The organism is Pseudomonas sp. KH_046_1 (genome assembly GCF_057839025.1).
This window is the reverse complement of the sequence record NZ_CM174481.1, coordinates 451241-471467: the sequence shown is the minus strand read 5'-3', so window position 1 is coordinate 471467 and position 20227 is coordinate 451241. Positions and strand designations below refer to the sequence as shown.

The 20227-nt window shown below is 60.1% G+C and carries 14 protein-coding genes; all 14 read right to left on the bottom strand.

Features of this window, described 5'->3' with window-relative positions:
- Nucleotide 1: 1 nt before the first annotated feature.
- Nucleotides 2-1918 carry a type II secretion system secretin GspD gene (gspD, locus tag AC3IT9_RS02085; protein ID WP_489271865.1) on the bottom strand — a complete coding sequence of 639 codons (1917 nt, stop codon included), beginning with the start codon at nt 1916-1918 and terminating at the stop codon, nt 2-4.
- 8 nt (nt 1919-1926) lie between these two features.
- Nucleotides 1927-2481 carry a type II secretion system protein N gene (locus AC3IT9_RS02080; protein WP_224789017.1) on the bottom strand — a complete coding sequence of 185 codons (555 nt, stop codon included), beginning with the start codon at nt 2479-2481 and terminating at the stop codon, nt 1927-1929.
- Between the two features lie 58 nt (nt 2482-2539).
- A complete protein-coding gene (gene gbpA / locus AC3IT9_RS02075) occupies nt 2540-4006 on the bottom strand; it encodes an N-acetylglucosamine-binding protein GbpA (protein WP_489271864.1) in 1467 nt (488 codons plus the stop codon).
- Nucleotides 4007-4300: 294 nt separating this feature from the next.
- Complete coding sequence (hemE, locus tag AC3IT9_RS02070) at nt 4301-5368, bottom strand: uroporphyrinogen decarboxylase (protein WP_353741926.1); 1068 nt, start codon at nt 5366-5368, stop codon at nt 4301-4303.
- Nucleotides 5369-5620: 252 nt separating this feature from the next.
- On the bottom strand, nt 5621-7039 hold the full coding sequence (locus AC3IT9_RS02065; RefSeq protein WP_007997363.1) for an FAD-dependent oxidoreductase: 1419 nt from the start codon (nt 7037-7039) through the stop codon (nt 5621-5623).
- A 32-nt stretch (nt 7040-7071) separates the two neighbouring features.
- Entirely contained in the window at nt 7072-11517 is a 4446-nt protein-coding gene (gene gltB, locus AC3IT9_RS02060) for a glutamate synthase large subunit (protein WP_489271862.1), read from the bottom strand.
- A 350-nt stretch (nt 11518-11867) separates the two neighbouring features.
- On the bottom strand, nt 11868-13457 hold the full coding sequence (locus tag AC3IT9_RS02055; RefSeq protein ID WP_489271861.1) for an AAA family ATPase: 1590 nt from the start codon (nt 13455-13457) through the stop codon (nt 11868-11870).
- A gap of 10 nt (nt 13458-13467) precedes the next feature.
- Nucleotides 13468-14568, bottom strand: a complete 1101-nt coding sequence (aroB, locus tag AC3IT9_RS02050) for a 3-dehydroquinate synthase (protein ID WP_150754728.1) — start codon at nt 14566-14568, stop codon at nt 13468-13470.
- Between the two features lie 151 nt (nt 14569-14719).
- Complete coding sequence (gene aroK / locus AC3IT9_RS02045) at nt 14720-15238, bottom strand: shikimate kinase AroK (protein ID WP_489271860.1); 519 nt, start codon at nt 15236-15238, stop codon at nt 14720-14722.
- Between the two features lie 4 nt (nt 15239-15242).
- Complete coding sequence (locus AC3IT9_RS02040) at nt 15243-17312, bottom strand: type IV pilus secretin PilQ (RefSeq protein ID WP_489271859.1); 2070 nt, start codon at nt 17310-17312, stop codon at nt 15243-15245.
- A gap of 13 nt (nt 17313-17325) precedes the next feature.
- Nucleotides 17326-17853 carry a pilus assembly protein PilP gene (locus tag AC3IT9_RS02035; protein ID WP_489271858.1) on the bottom strand — a complete coding sequence of 176 codons (528 nt, stop codon included), beginning with the start codon at nt 17851-17853 and terminating at the stop codon, nt 17326-17328.
- Entirely contained in the window at nt 17850-18473 is a 624-nt protein-coding gene (pilO, locus tag AC3IT9_RS02030; protein ID WP_150756785.1) for a type 4a pilus biogenesis protein PilO, read from the bottom strand. Before pilO ends, AC3IT9_RS02035 begins: the two co-directional genes overlap by 4 nt.
- Nucleotides 18470-19036, bottom strand: coding sequence for a PilN domain-containing protein (locus AC3IT9_RS02025; protein ID WP_150756786.1), 567 nt, complete (start codon nt 19034-19036; stop codon nt 18470-18472). The genes pilO and AC3IT9_RS02025 overlap by 4 nt, the downstream gene beginning before the upstream one ends.
- Nucleotides 19036-20100, bottom strand: coding sequence for a pilus assembly protein PilM (locus tag AC3IT9_RS02020; protein ID WP_489271856.1), 1065 nt, complete (start codon nt 20098-20100; stop codon nt 19036-19038). The genes AC3IT9_RS02025 and AC3IT9_RS02020 overlap by 1 nt, the downstream gene beginning before the upstream one ends.
- Between the last annotated feature and the right edge of the window lie 127 nt (nt 20101-20227).

The following is a 20227-nucleotide window of genomic DNA, read 5'->3' as shown; positions in this document are numbered from 1 at the left end:
ATTACTGCGCCTTGCCGCGCAAATCGAACACTGGCGCATCGCTGGCCGGTTCGAACAACCCGCGCGCCTCGGATGGCAGCAACAGCGAGTTGTTTTCCCCTGCCCCTGATTTGCTCAAGTCACGCAGCGCGTTGTAACGCTGCTGGCTGACCTGGGACAGGTCTTCCTTGCTGCGCACGATGGTCGGGCGCAAGAACACCATCAGGTTGCTTTTGGTCTGGGTGTCGCGGCTCCAGCGGAACAACGCGCCGAGGTAGGGAATGTCACGCAGCAGCGGCACGCCGCTTTTCTGGGTGCGCACGCTGTCCCGGATCAGGCCGCCGATCACGATGATTTCGCCATCGTCCGCGAGGATGGTGCTCTTGAGCGCTCGCTTGTTGGTGATCAGGTCCGAGGAGTCGATCCCCGACACTGACGGTGCGATGTCCGACACTTCCTGTTCGACCTCCAGGCGCAACGTCGAGCCTTCGTTGATGTAAGGCTTGATCTTCAGGCTGATGCCGACGTCCTTGCGCTCGACAGTGGTGAACGGATTCTCCCCGCCGTTGCTGTTGGTGGCATAGGAGCCGGTCTTGAACGGCACATTCTGGCCGACGATGATTTCGGCTTCCTGATTGTCCAGGGTCAACAGGCTCGGCGTGGACAGCAGGTTGCTGTGGGTATTGCTGGCCAGGGCTGAAATCAGCGCGCCGAAGCGGTCGCTGCCCAGTTGCAGGATCGCCCCTTCCGGCGCCGATCTTTTCTCGTCGAACTTCAGCCCGCCCACAATCGGAATGTCGGTGCCGGGAAAGTTGATGAAGCCCTTGGCGTCACCCGTGCTGAGGTTCCACTGCACGCCGACGGCCTCGGCGATGTCGCCGGAGATTTCGACGATGGCGGCATGGATCAACACCTGGGCCCGTGGCTGGTCCAGCTGACGCACGATGTTTTCGATGGTCCGCACCTGCGCCGGCTCGGCGATCAGCACCAGCGCGTTCTGGCTTTCGTCGGCCTTGATCATGAAGGTTGCAGCGCCAGATGTGTCCTTAACGCTGCCGACGGCGGATGTCTGCTTTCTGCCCTGCCCCATCGACTCCAGGATCTCGGCCAACTGCTTGGCATCGCTGTGACGCAGGCGAATCACCCGGGCATTGTCGAGCGTCGTGGTGGCCGGCGTATCGAGACCTCGGGCCAGTTCGATCAAGCGCTGGCGAACGACCGGCGGGCCGATGAAAATCAGGCGATTGGTCCTGGTGTCGGCCAGTACCTGTATCGCTGAATCGGCATTGCGCTTGCCCATGGAGGCCTCGATCACCGGCGCGACATCGCCCGCCTGGGCATGCTTGAGCTGAACCACCGCGTGCAGGTTGTTCTGCCCGGAGTCCAGCTCGCGGATCACCCGGGCAATGCGCTTCACATTGGCAGCCGTATCGGTCAGCACCAACGCGTTGGCCGACACCGAAGGGCCGACATAACCATTGGCAGACACCAACGGTCGCACCAGCCCGGCAATATCGGAGGCACTGCTGGTGTTCAAGCCGATGACTTCGGTCACGAACTGCGACGCCGTGGTGGTTTTTACCGTGCCCTGGCCGGCCCGGGTCTTGGCCTCGGCAACCGGGGTGATGAGAATCCGGTCGCCCTCGTCGATCACCGTGAAGTTGTGGGCGTCGAGCACTGAATAGAACAACCGACGCACCCCCTCACGATCGAGGGCCTGCCGGGACATGACGGTGATACGACCGGAGACTTTGGGGTCCAGCACCACGGTGGTTCCCAGAATGCCGGAGATCTCTTCGACGATGTCGCGCAGCTCAGCGTTGTTCATCGCCAGCTGCCATTTTTCTTCAGCGCGAAGCGTGCCCGAAAAGGTTGCAGCCGCCAAAACGGCAAGCAGAAACATGGAGCGCAACCAATGCACACCGACGAAGCTGTTCATGAAATTCATCACTCTGGTTGCCCGGAGAGCGGGCGTAAAAAACGCGTGGTCGTGGTAACCGGTTGAGAATCGACGGATGATTCGAGTCCCTTCAGAAAACGTGCGCCAGAAGGCACGAGCGTTAGCAGCTCTTCTCGCCCCTTGTTCCACAGTGCAACCTGGTGGGTCTCGATACGACGCAGGACGCTGCCGCCAGGCAAGCGCTCACCCACCTGATAGAGACGAGAGCCTTGTGCATTGGCCAGCAGTGCCTTGGATAATCCGTTGCTGACAAAGCTCGCTTGCAAAGTCATCGGCTCGGAGCTGGGCTGCGGTGTGGCCTCCGTCGTCAGGCCGAACACAATGGCAATCGATGCTGTTTCGAGCGGTTCACGTACAGGCACCGGCACTCGGGTTGCAATGTCGGGCGACGGTGAAGCCAGATGCTCGCGAAACTCCATTTCCTGCCACGCCAGAAACACTGCGCCGCCCACTGGCAACGCGAGCCAACAAACGCTGCTCAGGCACGCCCGAAAGCGTTGTCCGGAGAATTTCGAAACCTTCATTTTTAACTCGATACTCAACAGAGGCGCCCGGCTTCAGGCGACCTTTTTGAGGCCACCTGAAGCCAGTTGCGAGGACTTACAACTTGTCCCACGCCATGTGCCAGTGAGCACCAACACCCGGCTCGAAGCCGTTGGCGGTTGGGCTGTACTGCTTGCAGTAACCCGACTCAGGGAACGGCTTGCACTCAAAGACTTCGTCGGTCTTCGGCTGCAACACCTTGGTACCAGCGGTGTAGCCGCTGAAGCCATCAGGGAACACGAAGTCGTATTCGATGCCAGCGCCTTCACCGGTCATCTGGGTGGCCTGAGTATCCTGACGGGTAGTGCGACCATCCAGCGTGGTGCCGACCAGGGTCAGTGTGTGCACGCCCGGGTTGCTACGCACATCCATGGACAGCGAGGTGGAACCACTGGCCACTTGAGCCGACGTGGTGCCAACCGGTTTGTTGTTCTGATCGAACAAGGTGGCTTCGACGTTCATCGGGCGGTTCGAAATCATGCTGAACTCGACCTTGGCCCGGCCTTTATCCAGAACGTATTCGGCTTGCTGCGAGGCCACCGACATGCGGGCAGCGGTGTCTTCCTTCATGTCCAGCTGCACTTCGTAGCGGACTACGCCGCTTTCTTTTTGCGCGTAGAGGCGATTGGTGCCTTTGACCGGGACAACATTGCCGCTCTCGTCACGGATACCGGCGCGAACCAGGGTGTGGGTCTGGTTGACTTTTTCGGCCAGCTTGAACGCCCAGTTTTGCGGTGTGCCTTCCTCGGCGTTATCGATACTGATTTCTACGCTGTAGTCCGGACTCTCACCATTGGCGGTGAACGCGCGGGCCTTGACCTTGTCGCCTATCAGCAACGTGGTCGATGGCGCAATGCTGCCTACAGAGGACCAACCGCCAGGCAGCTCAGGCTCTGCCAAGATGTTCAGATCCGTAGCGTTGTAGAACGCGGCATCGGTATCGCCCACGGTCCAGATGGCCAGGACGACGTGGTGGCCGGATTTGTCAGCTGGAATGGTGCAGTTGTGTTTGTCGCTGTTGGACGGTTTCTGGTTGCCACCGTCGATGGTGCAGAACGGCGTGCTTTCGAAGGTGGCGCGCTTGAGCGATTCATTCGGATTCCAGCCGTTGCGGGTGATGAAATACTCGTGCTTGGTGGCCGGGTGAACCGCGGTGTAACGCCATTGGAAATCGATGTTGCGATCCCTGATTTCCGTCAGGTGCCAACGGGTGGCGAACTGGGCATCCAAGGTTGAGAAACGGGCGTTACCACCGCTGGCAATCTTGCCATCGACCGGTCCTTGCAATGGAGCACCACCGACGCCCGCCGGAAAGCCTTTGAAGGTTTCACCAACACTCTGCGGTTCGAACTGCTCGTCGCCGCAGTTGGTGTTGACCCCTTTCTGGCACAGCAGAGCACGGGACGGTGGCACGTCCAGATAGCCATGGGCGGAAACGGTTTGAGAGGCCAGCATTGCCGATAACAGGACCATCGATGAAGTGCAGGCGGTTAGCGCACTTCTTTTATCAAAAGTTATTTTCATGACGTATTCCAGACTGCTTATCGAAAACAACGCACCTTGCAGGCGGCGATGTTCCCTTCGTTATTGTTCAGAATTGCGCTGAACAGGGGTCTGGAACCTTACGGGGATGACGAAGAGTTCTATGTAGGAGTAATCATCGAACCAGGCGGGAATAGTCTGCGCCTTCGGTTTTCCGACAAAGAAAGGAAACACTCTTACAGGAAGAAACGCTTTATCCGGGCCGTGTTTCTGCAGGAAATAAAAAAGCCTGTCCGGCACGAGGCGGGACAGGCTTCTGTAAAACGGCGCTGACCGTTATTCGTGATATTGCGCCGACAACTCATGCACGGCACGCAGGAATGCACCGGCGTGTTCCGGATCGACTTCCGGCGTGATGCCATGGCCGAGGTTGAACACGTGGCCGCTGCCTTTACCGTAGCTGGCCAGGATGCGCCCGACTTCTGCGCGGATGGCTTCCGGTTTGGCGTAGAGCACGGTCGGGTCCATGTTGCCTTGCAGCGCGACCTTGTCGCCGACACGGGCGCGGGCGTTGCCGATGTCACAAGTCCAGTCCAGACCCAATGCATCAGCACCGGCGTCGGCGATGCTTTCCAGCCACAGGCCACCGTTCTTGGTGAACAGGATCACCGGCACCTTGCGCCCTTCGTGCTCGCGGATCAGGCCGCTGACAATTTTCTTCATGTAGGCCAGGGAGAATTCCTGGTACGCCGCCGCCGACAGGCTGCCGCCCCAACTGTCGAAGATCTGCACCGCTTGGGCACCGGCCATGATCTGGCCGTTGAGGTAGCTGGTGACCGTCTGCGCGAGCTTGTCCAGCAGCAGGTGCAAGGCTTGCGGGTTGTCGTAGAGCATGGTTTTGGTCTTGCGGTAGTCTTTCGACGAGCCGCCTTCGACCATGTAGGTGGCCAGGGTCCATGGGCTGCCGGCAAAGCCGATCAGCGGCACGCGGCCGTTCAGTTCGCGGCGGATGGTGCTGACCGCGTCCATCACGTAACCCAGGTCTTTTTGCGGATCAGGAATCGGCAAGGCTTCGATGTCGGCCAGGGTGCTGACGACTTTCTTGAAGCGCGGACCTTCGCCGGTTTCGAAGTACAGGCCTTGGCCCATGGCATCGGGGATGGTCAGGATGTCGGAAAAGAGGATCGCCGCATCCAGCTGTGGGTAGCGGTCGAGCGGCTGCATCGTGACTTCGCAAGCGAACGCCGGGTTCATGCACAGGCTCATGAAATCGCCGGCCTTGGCACGGCTGGCGCGGTATTCAGGCAGGTAGCGACCGGCCTGACGCATCATCCACACGGGGGTGACGTCTACAGGTTGCTTGAGCAGGGCGCGCAGGAAACGGTCGTTCTTCAGGGCAGTCATGTCGGCATCCGGAAAAAAAGTGAGGGCATTTTCTCAGAGCCGGGCGCAAAAGGCACGGTTGCAGGTCAGCCTTTTGTCTATCCGGTCAATTTGTCGCGGTTAAATGCGGTTTCCGCAACACCGCAAAACCAATGTGGGAGCGGGCTTGCTCGCGAAGAGGTCGTCACATTCAACATAGATGTTGACTGACAAACCGCCTTCGCGAGCAAGCCCGCTCCCACATTTTGACTGCATTCCATTTCTGGAAAGTAGTTACACGCCCAGGTAATCCAGGATCCCTTCCGCCGCATTACGGCCTTCGAAGATCGCCGTCACCACCAGGTCGGAACCGCGCACCATGTCGCCACCGGCGAAGATTTTCGGGTTGCTGGTCTGGTGCTTGTACTGACCTTGTTCCGGCGCCACCACGCGGCCCTGGCTGTCGGTCTGGATCTCGAACTGCTCGAACCACGGCGCCGGGCTTGGGCGGAAACCGAAAGCGATGACCACGGCGTCGGCCGGGATGATCTCTTCGGAGCCCGGGATCGGCTCGGGGCTGCGACGACCACGGGCGTCCGGCTCGCCGAGACGGGTCTCGACCACCTTCACGCCTTCGACCTTGTCTTCACCGACAATGGCGATCGGCTGGCGGTTGTAGAGGAATTTCACGCCTTCTTCCTTGGCGTTCTTCACCTCTTTGCGCGAGCCAGGCATGTTCGCTTCGTCACGACGATAGGCGCAGGTCACCGACTTGGCGCCCTGACGGATCGAGGTGCGGTTGCAGTCCATCGCCGTGTCGCCGCCGCCGAGTACCACGACCTTCTTGCCTTTCATGTCGACGAAATCTTCCGGCGACTTTTCAAAGCCCAGGTTGCGGTTGACGTTGGCGATCAGGAAGTCCAGCGCGTCGTACACGCCCGGCAGGTCTTCCCCGGCAAAGCCGCCCTTCATGTAGGTGTAGGTGCCCATGCCCATGAATACCGCATCGTATTCTTCGAGCAGTTGCTCCATGGTCACGTCCTTGCCGACCTCGGTGTTGAGGCGGAACTCGATGCCCATGCCGCTGAAGACTTCGCGACGATTGCTCAGCACGGTCTTTTCCAGCTTGAACTCGGGGATGCCGAAGGTCAGCAGACCGCCGATTTCCGGGTTCTTGTCGAACACCACCGGGGTCACGCCACCGCGCACCAGCACGTCGGCACAGCCCAGGCCCGCAGGCCCGGCACCGATGATCGCGACACGCTTGCCGGTCGGCTTGACCTTGGACATGTCTGGGCGCCAGCCCATGGCGAACGCGGTGTCGGTGATGTACTTCTCCACCGAGCCGATGGTCACCGCGCCGAAGCCGTCGTTGAGGGTGCAGGCACCCTCGCACAGACGGTCCTGCGGGCACACCCGACCGCAGACTTCCGGCAGGGTGTTGGTCTGGTGCGACAGCTCGGCGGCCTGGAGGATGTTGCCCTCGGCCACCAGTTTCAGCCAGTTGGGAATGAAGTTGTGCACCGGGCACTTCCATTCGCAATACGGGTTACCGCAACCCAGGCAGCGGTGGGCCTGGTCGGCCGACTGCTGGGGTTTGAAGGGTTCGTAGATTTCCACGAACTCTTTCTTGCGTTGACGCAACAGTTTCTTCTTCGGATCCTTGCGCCCGACCTCGATGAACTGGAAGTCATTATTCAGACGTTCAGCCATTTTAAAACCTCATCAAACTCTTCAGGCGCATATCACTGCGGGTTGGCACGGGTGCTGGAAAGCAACGACTTCAGGTTGGCAGCCTTGGGCTTGACCAGCCAGAAACGGCGCACGTAATCATCGAGGTTCTCGGCGAGTTCACGACCCCACTCGCTGTCGGTCTCCTCGACGTACTCGTTCAGCACGCGTTGCAGGTGGCTACGGTAGGCTTCCATCGCCTCGCCGCTGATCCGCTGGATTTCCACCAGTTCGTGGTTGACCCGGTCAACGAAACTGTTGTCCTGGTCGAGCACGTAGGCGAAACCACCGGTCATGCCAGAGCCGAAGTTGTAACCGGTCTTGCCCAATACGCAGACGAAACCACCGGTCATGTACTCGCAACAGTGATCGCCAGTGCCTTCCACGACGGTGTGGGCACCGGAGTTACGCACGGCGAAACGCTCGCCCGCGGTACCAGCGGCGAACAGCTTGCCGCCAGTGGCGCCGTACAGGCAGGTGTTGCCGATGATGGCACTGTCCTGAGTGCGGTAGACGCTGCCCTTCGGCGGAACGATCACCAGCTTGCCGCCGGTCATGCCCTTGCCGACGTAGTCGTTGGCGTCGCCTTCCAGGTACATGTGCAGGCCACCGGCGTTCCACACGCCGAAACTCTGCCCGGCCGTGCCTTTGAAGCGGAACGTGACCGGCGCGTTGGCCATGCCCTGGTTGCCGTGCTTGCGCGCGATTTCGCCGGAGATCCGTGCACCGATGGAACGGTCGCAGTTGCAGATTTCCAGGTCGAATTCGGCACCGCTCAGGTCATTGATCGCCGAGGTTGCCATGGTGACCATTTTCTCGGCCAGCAGGCCTTTGTCGAACGGCGGGTTGCGTTCAACGCCACAGAACTGTGGCTTGTCCGCCGGCACGTGGTCGCTGCCCAGCAAGGGGGTCAGGTCCAGGTGATGCTGCTTGGCGGTCTGGCCTTCGAGGACTTCCAGCAGATCGGTACGGCCGATCAGCTCTTCGAGGGAACGCACGCCCAGCTTGGCCAGCCACTCACGGGTTTCTTCGGCGACGTAGGTGAAGAAATTCACCACCATCTCGACGGTACCGATGTAGTGATCCTTGCGCAGCTTCTCGTTCTGGGTCGCAACGCCGGTGGCGCAGTTGTTCAGGTGGCAGATACGCAGGTATTTGCAGCCCAGGGCGATCATTGGCGCGGTGCCGAAGCCGAAGCTTTCAGCGCCGAGGATGGCCGCCTTGATCACGTCGAGGCCGGTTTTCAGGCCGCCGTCGGTCTGTACCCGGACTTTGCCGCGCAGGTCGTTGCCGCGCAGGGTCTGGTGGGTTTCGGCCAGGCCGAGTTCCCACGGAGCGCCCGCGTATTTGATCGAGGTCAGCGGCGATGCACCGGTACCGCCGTCGTAGCCGGAGATGGTGATCAAGTCCGCGTAGGCCTTGGCTACACCGGCGGCGATGGTGCCGACGCCCGCTTCTGCTACCAGCTTCACCGAGACCAGTGCCTTCGGGTTGACTTGTTTCAGGTCGAAAATCAGCTGCGACAAGTCTTCGATCGAGTAGATGTCGTGGTGCGGCGGTGGCGAAATCAGGGTCACGCCCGGCACTGCGTAACGCAGCTTGGCGATCAGACCGTTGACCTTGCCGCCTGGCAGTTGACCGCCTTCGCCGGGCTTGGCGCCCTGGGCGACCTTGATCTGCAGCACTTCAGCGTTGACCAGGTATTCCGGGGTCACACCGAAACGGCCGGTGGCAACCTGCTTGATTTTCGAGCTCTTGATGGTGCCGTAGCGCGCCGGGTCTTCGCCGCCTTCACCGGAGTTGGAACGCGCACCGAGGCGGTTCATGGCTTCGGCCAGGGCTTCGTGAGCTTCCGGCGACAGAGCGCCCAGGGAGATACCGGCGGAGTCGAAGCGCTTGAGCACCGATTCCAGCGGTTCGATCTCGCTGATATCCAATGGAGTGTCGAGGGTTTTGACTTTCAGCAGGTCGCGGATCATCGACACCGGGCGGTTATCCACCAGCGAGGTGTATTCCTTGAACTTGCTGTAGTCGCCCTGCTGCACAGCGGCTTGCAGGGTGTTGACCACGTCCGGGTTGTACGCGTGATATTCGCCACCGTGGACGAACTTCAGCAAACCACCTTGCTGGATCGGCTTGCGCGGGCTCCAGGCTTCGGTAGCGAGTGCTTTCTGCTCGGCTTCGATGTCGACGAAACGCGCACCCTTGATGCGGCTTGGCACGCCACGGAAGCTCAGGTTGCAGACTTCCTCGGACAGGCCGATGGCTTCGAACAACTGCGCACCACGGTACGAAGTGATGGTCGAAATGCCCATCTTCGACAGGATCTTGAGCAAGCCTTTGGTGATGCCTTTACGGTAGTTTTTGAACACCTCGTAGAGGTCGCCCAGTACTTCACCGGTACGGATCAGGTCGCCCAGCACTTCGTAGGCCAGGAACGGATAGACGGCAGAGGCTCCGAAACCGATCAACACGGCGAAGTGATGCGGATCGCGAGCGGTCGCGGTTTCCACCAGGATGTTGGAGTCGCAACGCAGGCCTTTTTCAGTCAGGCGATGGTGCACCGCGCCGGTGGCCAGCGAAGCATGGATCGGCAACTTGCCCGGGGCAATGTGACGGTCACTCAGCACGACCTGGGTACGACCAGAACGCACGGCTTCTTCAGCCTGATCGGCCACGTTGCGGATCGCCGCTTCGAGACCGACGCTTTCGTCGTAGTTCAGATCGATGATCGCGCGTTCGAAGCCCGGACGATCGAGGTTCATCAGCGAGCGCCACTTGGCCGGGGAAATGACCGGCGAGCTGAGGATCACGCGCGAGGCGTGTTCCGGCGACTCCTGGAAGATGTTGCGCTCGGCACCGAGGCAGATCTCCAGCGACATGACGATGGCTTCACGCAGCGGATCGATCGGCGGGTTGGTCACCTGGGCGAACTGCTGGCGGAAATAGTCGTACGGCGTGCGCACGCGCTGGGACAGCACGGCCATCGGCGTATCGTCGCCCATCGAGCCCACGGCTTCGTAGCCCTGTTCGCCGAGTGGACGCAACACCTGGTCGCGCTCTTCGAACGTGACCTGGTACATCTTCATGTATTGCTTGAGCTGATCGACGTCGTAGAACGCCGAACCGTGGTCGTTGTCTTCCATGGTCGCCTGGATGCGCAGGGCATTCTTGCGCAGCCATTGCTTGTACGGATGACGGGACTTCAGGCGGTTGTCGATCGCATCGGTGTCGAGGATCTGACCGGTTTCGGTGTCCACGGCAAAGATCTGGCCAGGTCCCACACGGCCCTTGGCGATCACGTCTTCAGGCTGGTAGTTCCAGACACCGATTTCCGAAGCCAGGGTGATGAAACCGTTCTTGGTGGTGACCCAACGCGCCGGACGCAGACCGTTACGGTCGAGCAGGCACACCGCGTAACGACCGTCGGTCATTACCACGCCGGCCGGGCCGTCCCACGGTTCCATGTGCATTGAGTTGTATTCGTAGAACGCACGCAGATCCGGGTCCATGGTCTCGACGTTCTGCCACGCAGGCGGAATGATCATCCGCACGCCGCGGAACAGGTCGATGCCACCGGTGACCATCAACTCGAGCATGTTGTCCATGCTCGAGGAGTCGGAACCCACGCGGTTGACCAGCGGGCCCAGTTCTTCCAGGTCCATCAGATCGTTGGTGAACTTGGTGCGACGGGCCACGGCCCAGTTGCGGTTGCCGGTGATGGTGTTGATCTCGCCGTTGTGCGCCAGGAAGCGGAACGGTTGAGCCAGCGGCCATTTCGGCAGGGTGTTGGTGGAGAAACGCTGGTGGAACACGCAAATCGAAGTTTGCAGGCGCTCATCGCTCAGGTCCGGATAGAAGGCGGTCAAGTCCGCCGGCATCATCAGGCCTTTGTAAATGATGGTCTTGTGCGAAAAGCTGCAGACGTAGTGGTCGGTGTCGGCGGCGTTGGCCACGGACGAGCGACGACGGGAGGTGAACAGCTTGACGGCCATGTCCTGATCGCTCAGGCCTTCACCGCCGATGAACACCTGCTCGATCTGCGGCAGGCGCTCAAGGGCCAGGCGGCCGAGGACGCTGGTGTCGATCGGCACTTTGCGCCAGCCGACCAGTTGCAGACCGGCAGCCAGGATCTCGCGGTTCATGTTCTCGCGAGCGGCTTCGGCTTTGACCGGGTCCTGGTTGAAGAAGACCATGCCCACAGCGTATTGCTTGGGCATTTCGACGCCGAAGGTTTCCTGGGCGATGGCTCGCAGGAACACGTCCGGCTTTTGAATCAGCAGACCGCAACCGTCACCGGTCTTGCCGTCGGCATTAATCCCACCGCGGTGGGTCATGCAGGTCAGGGCCTCGATGGCCGTTTGCAAAAGGGTATGACTGGGCTCGCCCTGCATATGGGCTATCAGGCCGAAACCGCAGTTATCCTTGAATTCATCTGGTTGGTACAGACCTGCTTTCATAGACACTTTCTCACCAGGCTGCCTCTTTACGAGGCAAATTTCTTTTCAATTCAACCACTTGCCATCCGCGCCGAACGTACGCCAGCTTTGCGGGAGCAAAAGGGAGGTCATTGTACACACCGACACTTGGCCCCACAAATTTGACGACGAAATGTCGCAAATCTATGTCGCATTTGTGAAAGGTTTAAAGCGATCTGCTGTGCTAGTCAAAACTTTTTTTAATTTTGACCGCTACGACTCAAAAGCTACTATGACGCAGACACCACAAGGCACGCAGCCCGGAAGGCGGCGCGCACTTGTAGAAATTTTGAGGTGCTTGGAGAGGCGGCCTGGGTAAGGCCGCCGAATCTTCAGCGAGTTGTTGCCAGTTCCTGTTGGACGCTGGCGACAGTGCGAGGCCAAGGTTTACCAGCCTGAACCTTCGCTGGCAAGGCCTTGATGGCGGTTACGGCTGCATCGCGGCTGGCGAAGTTACCGTAGGTGATGACGTAAAGCGGCTTGCCGTTGAGGACTTTCTTGAAGTAACGGTACTCGCCGCCCTGCTCTTTGACGAAGTTTTGTGCGGACGCTTCGGAGCTGGTGCCGAGGATTTGCACCACGTAGTTACCCGGTGCCTGACCGGCGTACCAGGTGCCGCCTGCAGCCTTGGCCGCCGGAGCCGGTTTCTCGGCAGGCTTGGCCGCCGCAGCAACGGCTGGCTTGGCTGGGGCTGGAGCAGGTTTGACCACTGGAGCAGGCGCTGGCTTGGCGGTGGCGACCTGAGTCGGCGCAGGCACCGGCTTGGCCGCTGGCGTTGGCGCAGGGCCGGCAGGAACGCCCACAGGCGGCGCAGTGGTGGTTACCGTCGGCGGTGTGGCGCTGGAGCCCTCAACCGGCACGCCGTCGTCGCCCTCGGTAATGCCACCCGCGGCTTCAGCCAGCGGACCGCGCATGACCGGTTGCGAGTTACCGACCAACGGCAATGGCATCGGCTGCGTGTTGCCGGCGAATTCGACGGCCGGAGCACCACCATTTGCTGTTGGCTGCCCCTGACCAAGCGGCAATTGCGCCTGTTCGTTGGCCGGTGCACCTGTGGTCGGTGCCTTGTTGCGACCCGGCATCAACCAGGCGGCAGCTACCGCGACCACGACGACGGCGGAAATCGCCAATACGTGTTTCTTCGGCATATTGAACCCCATTTTTGGACGCTTCACCGCTGAGCGGCTGGCAATCATGGCTTCGATCATTGCATCGCGGGCAACCTGGTTGATGTTGCCAGGCCAACCGTCGGAGCTTTCGTGAATATCAGAGATCTGATCCGCGGTGAAAAGTTCGATCCCCCGACCTGCCCCCTCAAGCCGTTGATCCAGATATTCGCGGGTCTCTTCTTCGGTGTAGGGCTGCAACTCGATGACGTGAAAACGCTCTTCCTCAAGGTGCAAAGCATCAAGCTGAGCGATCAGCGACGACTCGCCGAACAGGAACACATGGGGTCGCCCTTCCGGCGCACCAGCAGCCAGGGCCATCAAGGCTTCGAGCGCAGATTCGTCGAGCTGCTCGGCATCATCCACCAGCAAATAGACTTCCTGACCGGTAAGCGCAAGCTGCACCACCTGACCCAGGATCGTGTCGATCTCGGCGTGGGCCACGTTCAGCGCCTGGGCGACCTGGCGCAGGATGCCCGCCGCATCACCGGCACCACGGGCGGAAACCACCACACTCTGTACCGATTGCTTATTGGTGCTGGCCACCAGGGCCTGGCGCAGCAGAGTCTTGCCACTGCCCTGAGGGCCAGTGACCACCAGCAACAACTGGCTATAACGCGCCAGGTGATGCAGTTGCCCCAGCACGGGTTTGCGCTGGGCCGGGAAAAATTTGAAGCCAGGCACCCGTGGAGCAAAAGGGTCATGACTCAACTGGTAATGGCCGAGGAAAGCCTCGTCGGCATGCAAACTAGTCATCGTGTTCTTATTAACCTTTAAGCTGGGCCAGGGCGCGGTAGTCTGCCCCCAGCGTGGCCTGTAGAACCTCTTTCGGATAATCGTCGGTCACCACCGCTTCACCCATGTGGCGCAGCAGCACCAGGCGCAAACGACCGTCGATCACTTTTTTATCAATGGACATATGTTCGAGGAAATCGGCTTCTGTCATCTCTTGCGGCGGAATGACCGGCAGCCCCGCACGTTGGAACAGACGAATGCCGCGATCACGTTCCTGCTCGCTGATCCAGCCCAGTCGCGTGGACATTTCCAGCGCCATTACAGTGCCAGCAGCCACCGCCTCACCATGAAGCCATACACCATAGCCCATGTGGGTTTCGATGGCGTGGCCAAACGTGTGGCCCAGGTTCAATGTGGCACGAACGCCCGTCTCTTTCTCATCGGCACCGACCACCGCCGCCTTGGCCGCGCAGGAGCGCTCGATGGCATAGGTCAGGGCTTGCTGATCCAGACTGCGCAGGCGATCAACGTTGTCTTCGAGCCAGGTCAGGAACGGCTCATCGCAGATCAGCCCGTACTTGATGACTTCGGCCAGCCCGGCGGACAGTTCGCGCGCCGGCAGGGTATTGAGGCTGGCGGTATCGATCAGCACCACGTTCGGCTGATAGAAGGCGCCGACCATGTTCTTGCCCAGCGGATGGTTGATCCCGGTCTTGCCACCCACCGAGGAGTCGACCTGCGACAGCAGCGTGGTCGGAACCTGGATAAAATCGACGCCGCGCTGGTAGCAGGCGGCGGCAAAGCCGGCCATGTCACCGATCACACCGCCACCGAGGGCGATCACCGTGGTGCGGCGGTCATGCCGGGCGGTCAGCAGACCATCGAAAATCAGTTGCAGGGTTTCCCAGGTCTTGAAGGCTTCGCCGTCGGGCAGTACCACGGAAATCACCGAGAACTGCGCCAGGCTGCGGGTCAGACGCTCGAGATAGAGCGGCGCAACAGTCTCGTTGGAGATGATCGCTACTTGCCGTCCGCGAATGTGCGGGGCCAGCAGTTCGGGCTGATCCAACAAACCTTCGCCAATATGAATCGGGTAGCTGCGCTCGCCTAGATCGACCTTGAGTGTCTGCATGTGTCCCCACAGTGAAGATGGAATCAGGCGTTCTGCCTTGAGTTAACGAATATCCACGGCCTCTGCTGGTGTGACGCCGTTCGGTAGCCATCCGCCACAACCTTGAGCGGTCATGGAGGGACGCCGAGGATAGCGCATTTCGCGCGGCGCTTTAACGGGGTGGCAACTGCTGCAAGCGCTCTAGAATGTCGAGTACGACCATTCGTGGCGGGCGCTCATCGGTTTCGACCACCAGGTCGGCAATTTCCCGATAAAGCGGATCGCGGATCGCCAACAGATCCCGAAGGGTCTTGGCCGGGTCGGCGGTACGCAACAATGGCCGATTGCGGTCGCGGGACGTGCGGCCGACCTGCTGCTCGACCGACGCATGCAGATAAACCACCCGCCCACCGGCATGCAGTGCCCGACGATTGGCTTCGCGCATGACCGCGCCCCCGCCTGTCGCCAGCACCACACCGTTGCAAGCGCACAGCTCGGCAATCATTGCCTGCTCGCGATCACGAAAGCCCGGTTCGCCTTCTTTATCGAAGATCCAAGGGATATTGGCGCCCGTGCGCAATTCAATTTCCTTATCGGAATCTTTGAATGGCAGGCGCAGCTCTTTGGCCAGCAACCGGCCGATGGTGCTTTTTCCAGCACCCATCGGTCCAACAAGAATCAAATTTCGCACAGAATCAATGACTCACAGCAATCGCCTGATTATTCATGATACGCGGAGTGAGGAATACCAACAGCTCGGATTTTTTCTCCGAAACCACATCACGCCGGAAAAGGCGGCCAAGATACGGCACATCGCCAAGAAATGGCACCTTATCTACAACCTTGCTCTGAGTATTTGAGAAAACACCGCCAATGACGATGGTCTCGCCATCGTTGACCAGGACCTTGGCGTTGACTTCGTTTTTCTTGATGGGCGGTACATCCTGGACCTTGTTCAGGAAGTCCGGTTCGTCCTTGGTGACCTTGACCTCCATGATGATCCGGTTGTCGGGCGTGATCTGCGGCGTCACCTCCAGCGACAGCGAAGCCTCCTTGAACGACACCGAAGTCGCGCCGCTGGAACTGGCTTCCTGATAAGGAATCTCGGTGCCCTTGAGGATTTTCGCGGTTTCCTTGTCAGAGGTGACCACCTTGGGCTGTGAGACGATTTCCCCGTTACCGGTTTTCTCCATCGCCGTCAGTTCCAGGTCCAGCAAGACGTTATCGGTGATGAACGCGATGCCGATTCCCGAGGTGTTGTTGGCTACGCCCATGTCGACGAACGGTGAGTTGGTGCTGGTACTGCCGGGCGTGCCGATGGTCGATGACCCATTCAGTCCATTGCTGACGCCGGAGGTGTTCCAGTTGCCCTTGTTCTGTATCGAACCGCCCCAGCGCACGCCGAGGCTTTTGTCATAGTCGACGTTGGCTTCGACAATGCGCGCCTCGATCATCACCTGACGCACCGGGATATCCAGCTGCGTGACGATCCTGCGCAGCTCGTCCAGCCGGTCCTGGGTCTGATAGGCAATGATGTTGTTGGTGCGCTCATCGACGGTGATCGACCCCCGTTCGTCGGGTTTCGCTTCGGCACTGGTCACCGACTGGAAGAGCTTGGCGATGTCCGCCGCCTTGGCGTAATTGACCTGCAACAGCTCCCGACGCAACGGCGCCAGATCGGCAATCTGCTTCTGTGATTCGAGCTCCTGACGCTCACGGGCAGCAATTTCATCGGCCGGCGCAACAAGCAGGACATTGCCGACCTTGCGCTTGTCCAGCCCCTTGGTTTTCAGCACCAGATCCAGCGCCTGATCCCACGGAACGTTCTGCAAGCGCAGGGTAATTCCCCCCTGAACCGTGTCGCTGGCCACCAGATTGAGGTTGGTGAAATCGGCGATCAGTTGCAGCACCGAGCGCACATCGATGTCCTGGAAATTCAGCGACAGCTTCTCGCCGCTATAGGCCTGTTGCCCGGCATTGCGCTTTTGCAGCTCGTCGACCGTCGCCGGGCGAACGCTGACCGTGAGCTTATTGTCAGTCTGATAGGTCGAGTAATCGAACGTGCCGCCGGGCTCAATGCTGATGACGGCTCGATCGCCGCTCGCGCTGGCATTGACGAACTGCACGGGTGTGGCGAAATCCTTCACGTCCAGACGCACGCGCAACGGCTCGGGCAATCGGGTTTTGGCAAAGCCGACGATGATCTTGCCGTCGCGCTCTTGTATGTCGGGCGCAATCGATGGATCCGACAAGTCGATCACCACGTTGCCTTCGCCCTGGGTTCCCCGCTGGAAATCCACACCCCGAATGGCCTTGCCTGTCGTCGCGGCGGCTCGTGCCGGAACCGGCGTCGCTGTGGCAGCCGGCCTGGATGTCGACGGCTTGACTCCCTGCCCGACAACTACCAGCAAATTGTTGCCTTCAATTCGCGACTCATACGGGGCCGGCTGGGTCAGGTTGATGATCAACCGCGTACGGTCCCGGGCTTCCACTACCGTCGCACTGCGGGCATTTCCATTGCCGAGATCGCGAGTCTTGCTGGCCAGCTGACTGGCGACACCCGGTAAATCCAGGGCAATCCGGGCCGGCGAATCCGTCGTGTAGCCGCGGGGCACCGGGGGCGGCGCATCGAACGACAACTTCAACTCGACACGGTCACCCGGCAGCGCAGCGACATCCAGCGCCTTGAGATTGGCCGCTTGTACCATCGGCGACAACAACGCTATCCATAGCGAAAGGCCGACGGTGGAAAGAATCCTGTTCATTATTGGAGTTCCACTATGAGTGCTCTTTCAAGGAAATGGTCCGGGGACGCTCCAGCCACGCGCCCTGACCATCAGGGACAATTTCAACCACATCGACTTGAGAGCCGCTGATCGCAACGATCCGTCCGTCGTTACGCCCCAGGTAATCGCCGACTTTCAGCCGGTGCACCCCACCCGCCCCGCGCAGCAGGGCATAGGAGCCCGTTGCATTGGAAAGGGTGCCGACCATTTCAAACTGCTCGATGTTGAAGCCTTCGAGGTATTGCCTGACCCGTCCCGGGTCGGGTTTGACGTTACGTGAGCCCCTGCGTTGAGCCGCCAGATCAGTGCTGATCTGCGGTGAGAACGGGCTGCGCAGATTCGCCGCGTTGTAAGTGAATGCCGGGTAAGACCGGAATACCGGCGTTGTTTCAATCCTCCCCGGCCCATGCAGGCGCATTTCGTTCATGTACGCATCCAGATCGGTGTAGTCATCGCCTGCGCCACAACCGGACAGGGCAGACAGCAACACCACCACCGAAAAACAATGTGCCGGGCTCATTGATGCTGTCCCTTGTCGCTGTAGCGGTAGGTCTTGGCGAGGATGGTCAAGCGCAGCTTCGGACCACCTTCGGGGCTGACGGGCGCAAGATCGAAATCGTGCAAGGTGACGATTCGCGGCAACCCGGCCACACCACTGACGAAGGTAGCCAGGTCGTGGTAATCCCCGGTGACCGTGATCTGGATCGGCAATTCGATGTAGAACGGCTGGGCGACCTCCGGCAGCAACTTGATCTCTTCGAACTCCAGGCCACTGCCCAGGCCCGTACGCGTGATGTCTTCCAGCAAGCCGGGCACTTCGGTGTCGCCGGGCAGTTGCCGCAACAGCACGCCGAAGGCGTTCTCCATTTCCTTCAACTGCTGGGTGTAGAGATCCAGATTCGCCGCCATGCGGGCTTTGTCGGCGAACTGTTCCTTGAGTGTCGACTCTTCCTCGCGCTTGAGATCGAGCTGGCTCACAAGGTCGCGACTGGAAAAGTTGTAGCCCAGGGCCAGCACCAGAAACATGAGCAACCCGGCCACCAGAAACTTGATCGCCGGCGGCCAGGAACCCATGTTGCTGGTATCCAGATCATTGATGTCGATCTTGCGCAGCCCTTCGAACCATTCGGACGGACTCATTTGCCCCCCTCCGGCGTTGCGGGCTGAGTCTGGCGAACGGTCAACTGGAAGACGTTGGCCTGCACCACCTGGCCGGCAGCTGTGGCCTTGACTTCGGTCAGGCTCGGCGCATCGAACCAGTCTGATGCCTCGAGGTTGCGCATCAAGTCTGAAACACGGTTGTTGGATTGCGCAGCGCCGGTGATGGACAAGGTCTTTGCGGTCATTTTCACTTCGGTGAAATACACGCCGTCGGGCAGGGCTCGCGCCAATTGGTCAAATATTCGCCCGCTGATTTGGCGATTGCCTTGCAAGTCCTGGATGATGCGCATGCGCTCGACCAGTTGCTGGCGGCGCGCCTTGAGATCATTGATCTGCTTGATCCGCTCATCGACCACGGCGACTTGCTTGCCGATGTAATCGTTACGGGCGACCTGCCGGTCGATGGCACCGCTGATGGCCTGGTTCGCGACCAGCACCGCGCCCATCGTGCCCACCATCACGGCCACCAGGACCAGCAGGAAGCGCTTGCGACGGACTTCACGCCGCTCCTCACGCCAAGGTAAAAGGTTGATCCGTGCCATCAGTCGAAGCTCCTGAGGGCCAGACCACAGGCGATCATCAACGCCGGGGCATCACTCGCCAGGGCAGCACTATTGACCTTGCTGCCCAGAGTCATTTTGCAAAAAGGATTCGCGACCTGGGTCGGCGTACCCAATTGCTGCTCGATCAAACGGTCCAGCCCCGGGATCGACGCGGTACCGCCGGCCAGCAGGACATGGTCGACGGCGCTGTATTGGCCTGAGGCAAAGAAGAATTGCAACGAACGCGACACCTGCTGCACAAGTGCCTCTCGAAATGGCTGCAAGACCTCAGCGGCATAGTCATCCGGCAGACCGCCCTTCTTTTGCGCCAGCCCCGCCTGCTCCAGCGTCAGGCCATAGCGACGCTGGATTTCTTCGGTCAGTTGCCGACCGCCGAACAGTTGTTCGCGGGTGTAGATAATCCGCCCGTTGTGCAGCACGCTCAGGGTGGTCATGGTGGCGCCGATGTCCACCACTGCGACCGTCGAAGGCTTCCCGGAAACCGCGAGCCGACTGGCCAGCAATTCGAATGAACGCTCCAGCGCGTAGGCCTCCACATCAACCACGCGGGCGGTCAGCCCCGCCAGGGCCAGGGCGGCCTCGCGGACTTCGACGTTTTCCTTGCGACAAGCGGCGAGCAGCACGTTGACGCGCTCCGAATTGCGCCCGGAGGTGCCCTGGACTTCAAAGTCGATCGCGACTTCATCCAGGGGATAAGGAATGTACTGATCAGCCTCGATCTTCAACTGGCTTTCCATCTCGTCCTCGGAAAGACCGGCATCCATCTCGATGGTCTTGGTGATCACCGCTGAGCCCGCCACGGCCACGGCCACGTTCTTGAGGCCGGTTCTGGCCTTGGCCAGCGCGCGCGCGAGGGCCAGCCCCACGCCTTCAAGCTCAGCGATATTCTTTTCGATCACCGCGCCGACCGGCAACGGCTCGACCGCATAGGCCTCAACTCGAAAACGCTCACCCTGACGGCTCAACTCAAGAAGTTTCACCGAGGTAGAGCTGATGTCGATTCCCAGGAGCGTATTGGATTTTTTGTTGAAGAGTCCTAGCACTACCAATTCCCTATGACTTTCCGTGAGTTACGGACTCTGCAATATCCATTGCGTTCAATCCACCCGTCTTGACAGCAGCGCCAATGACGCTCCCGATCAGAAAAATGCTTATAATGCCCAACGTTTT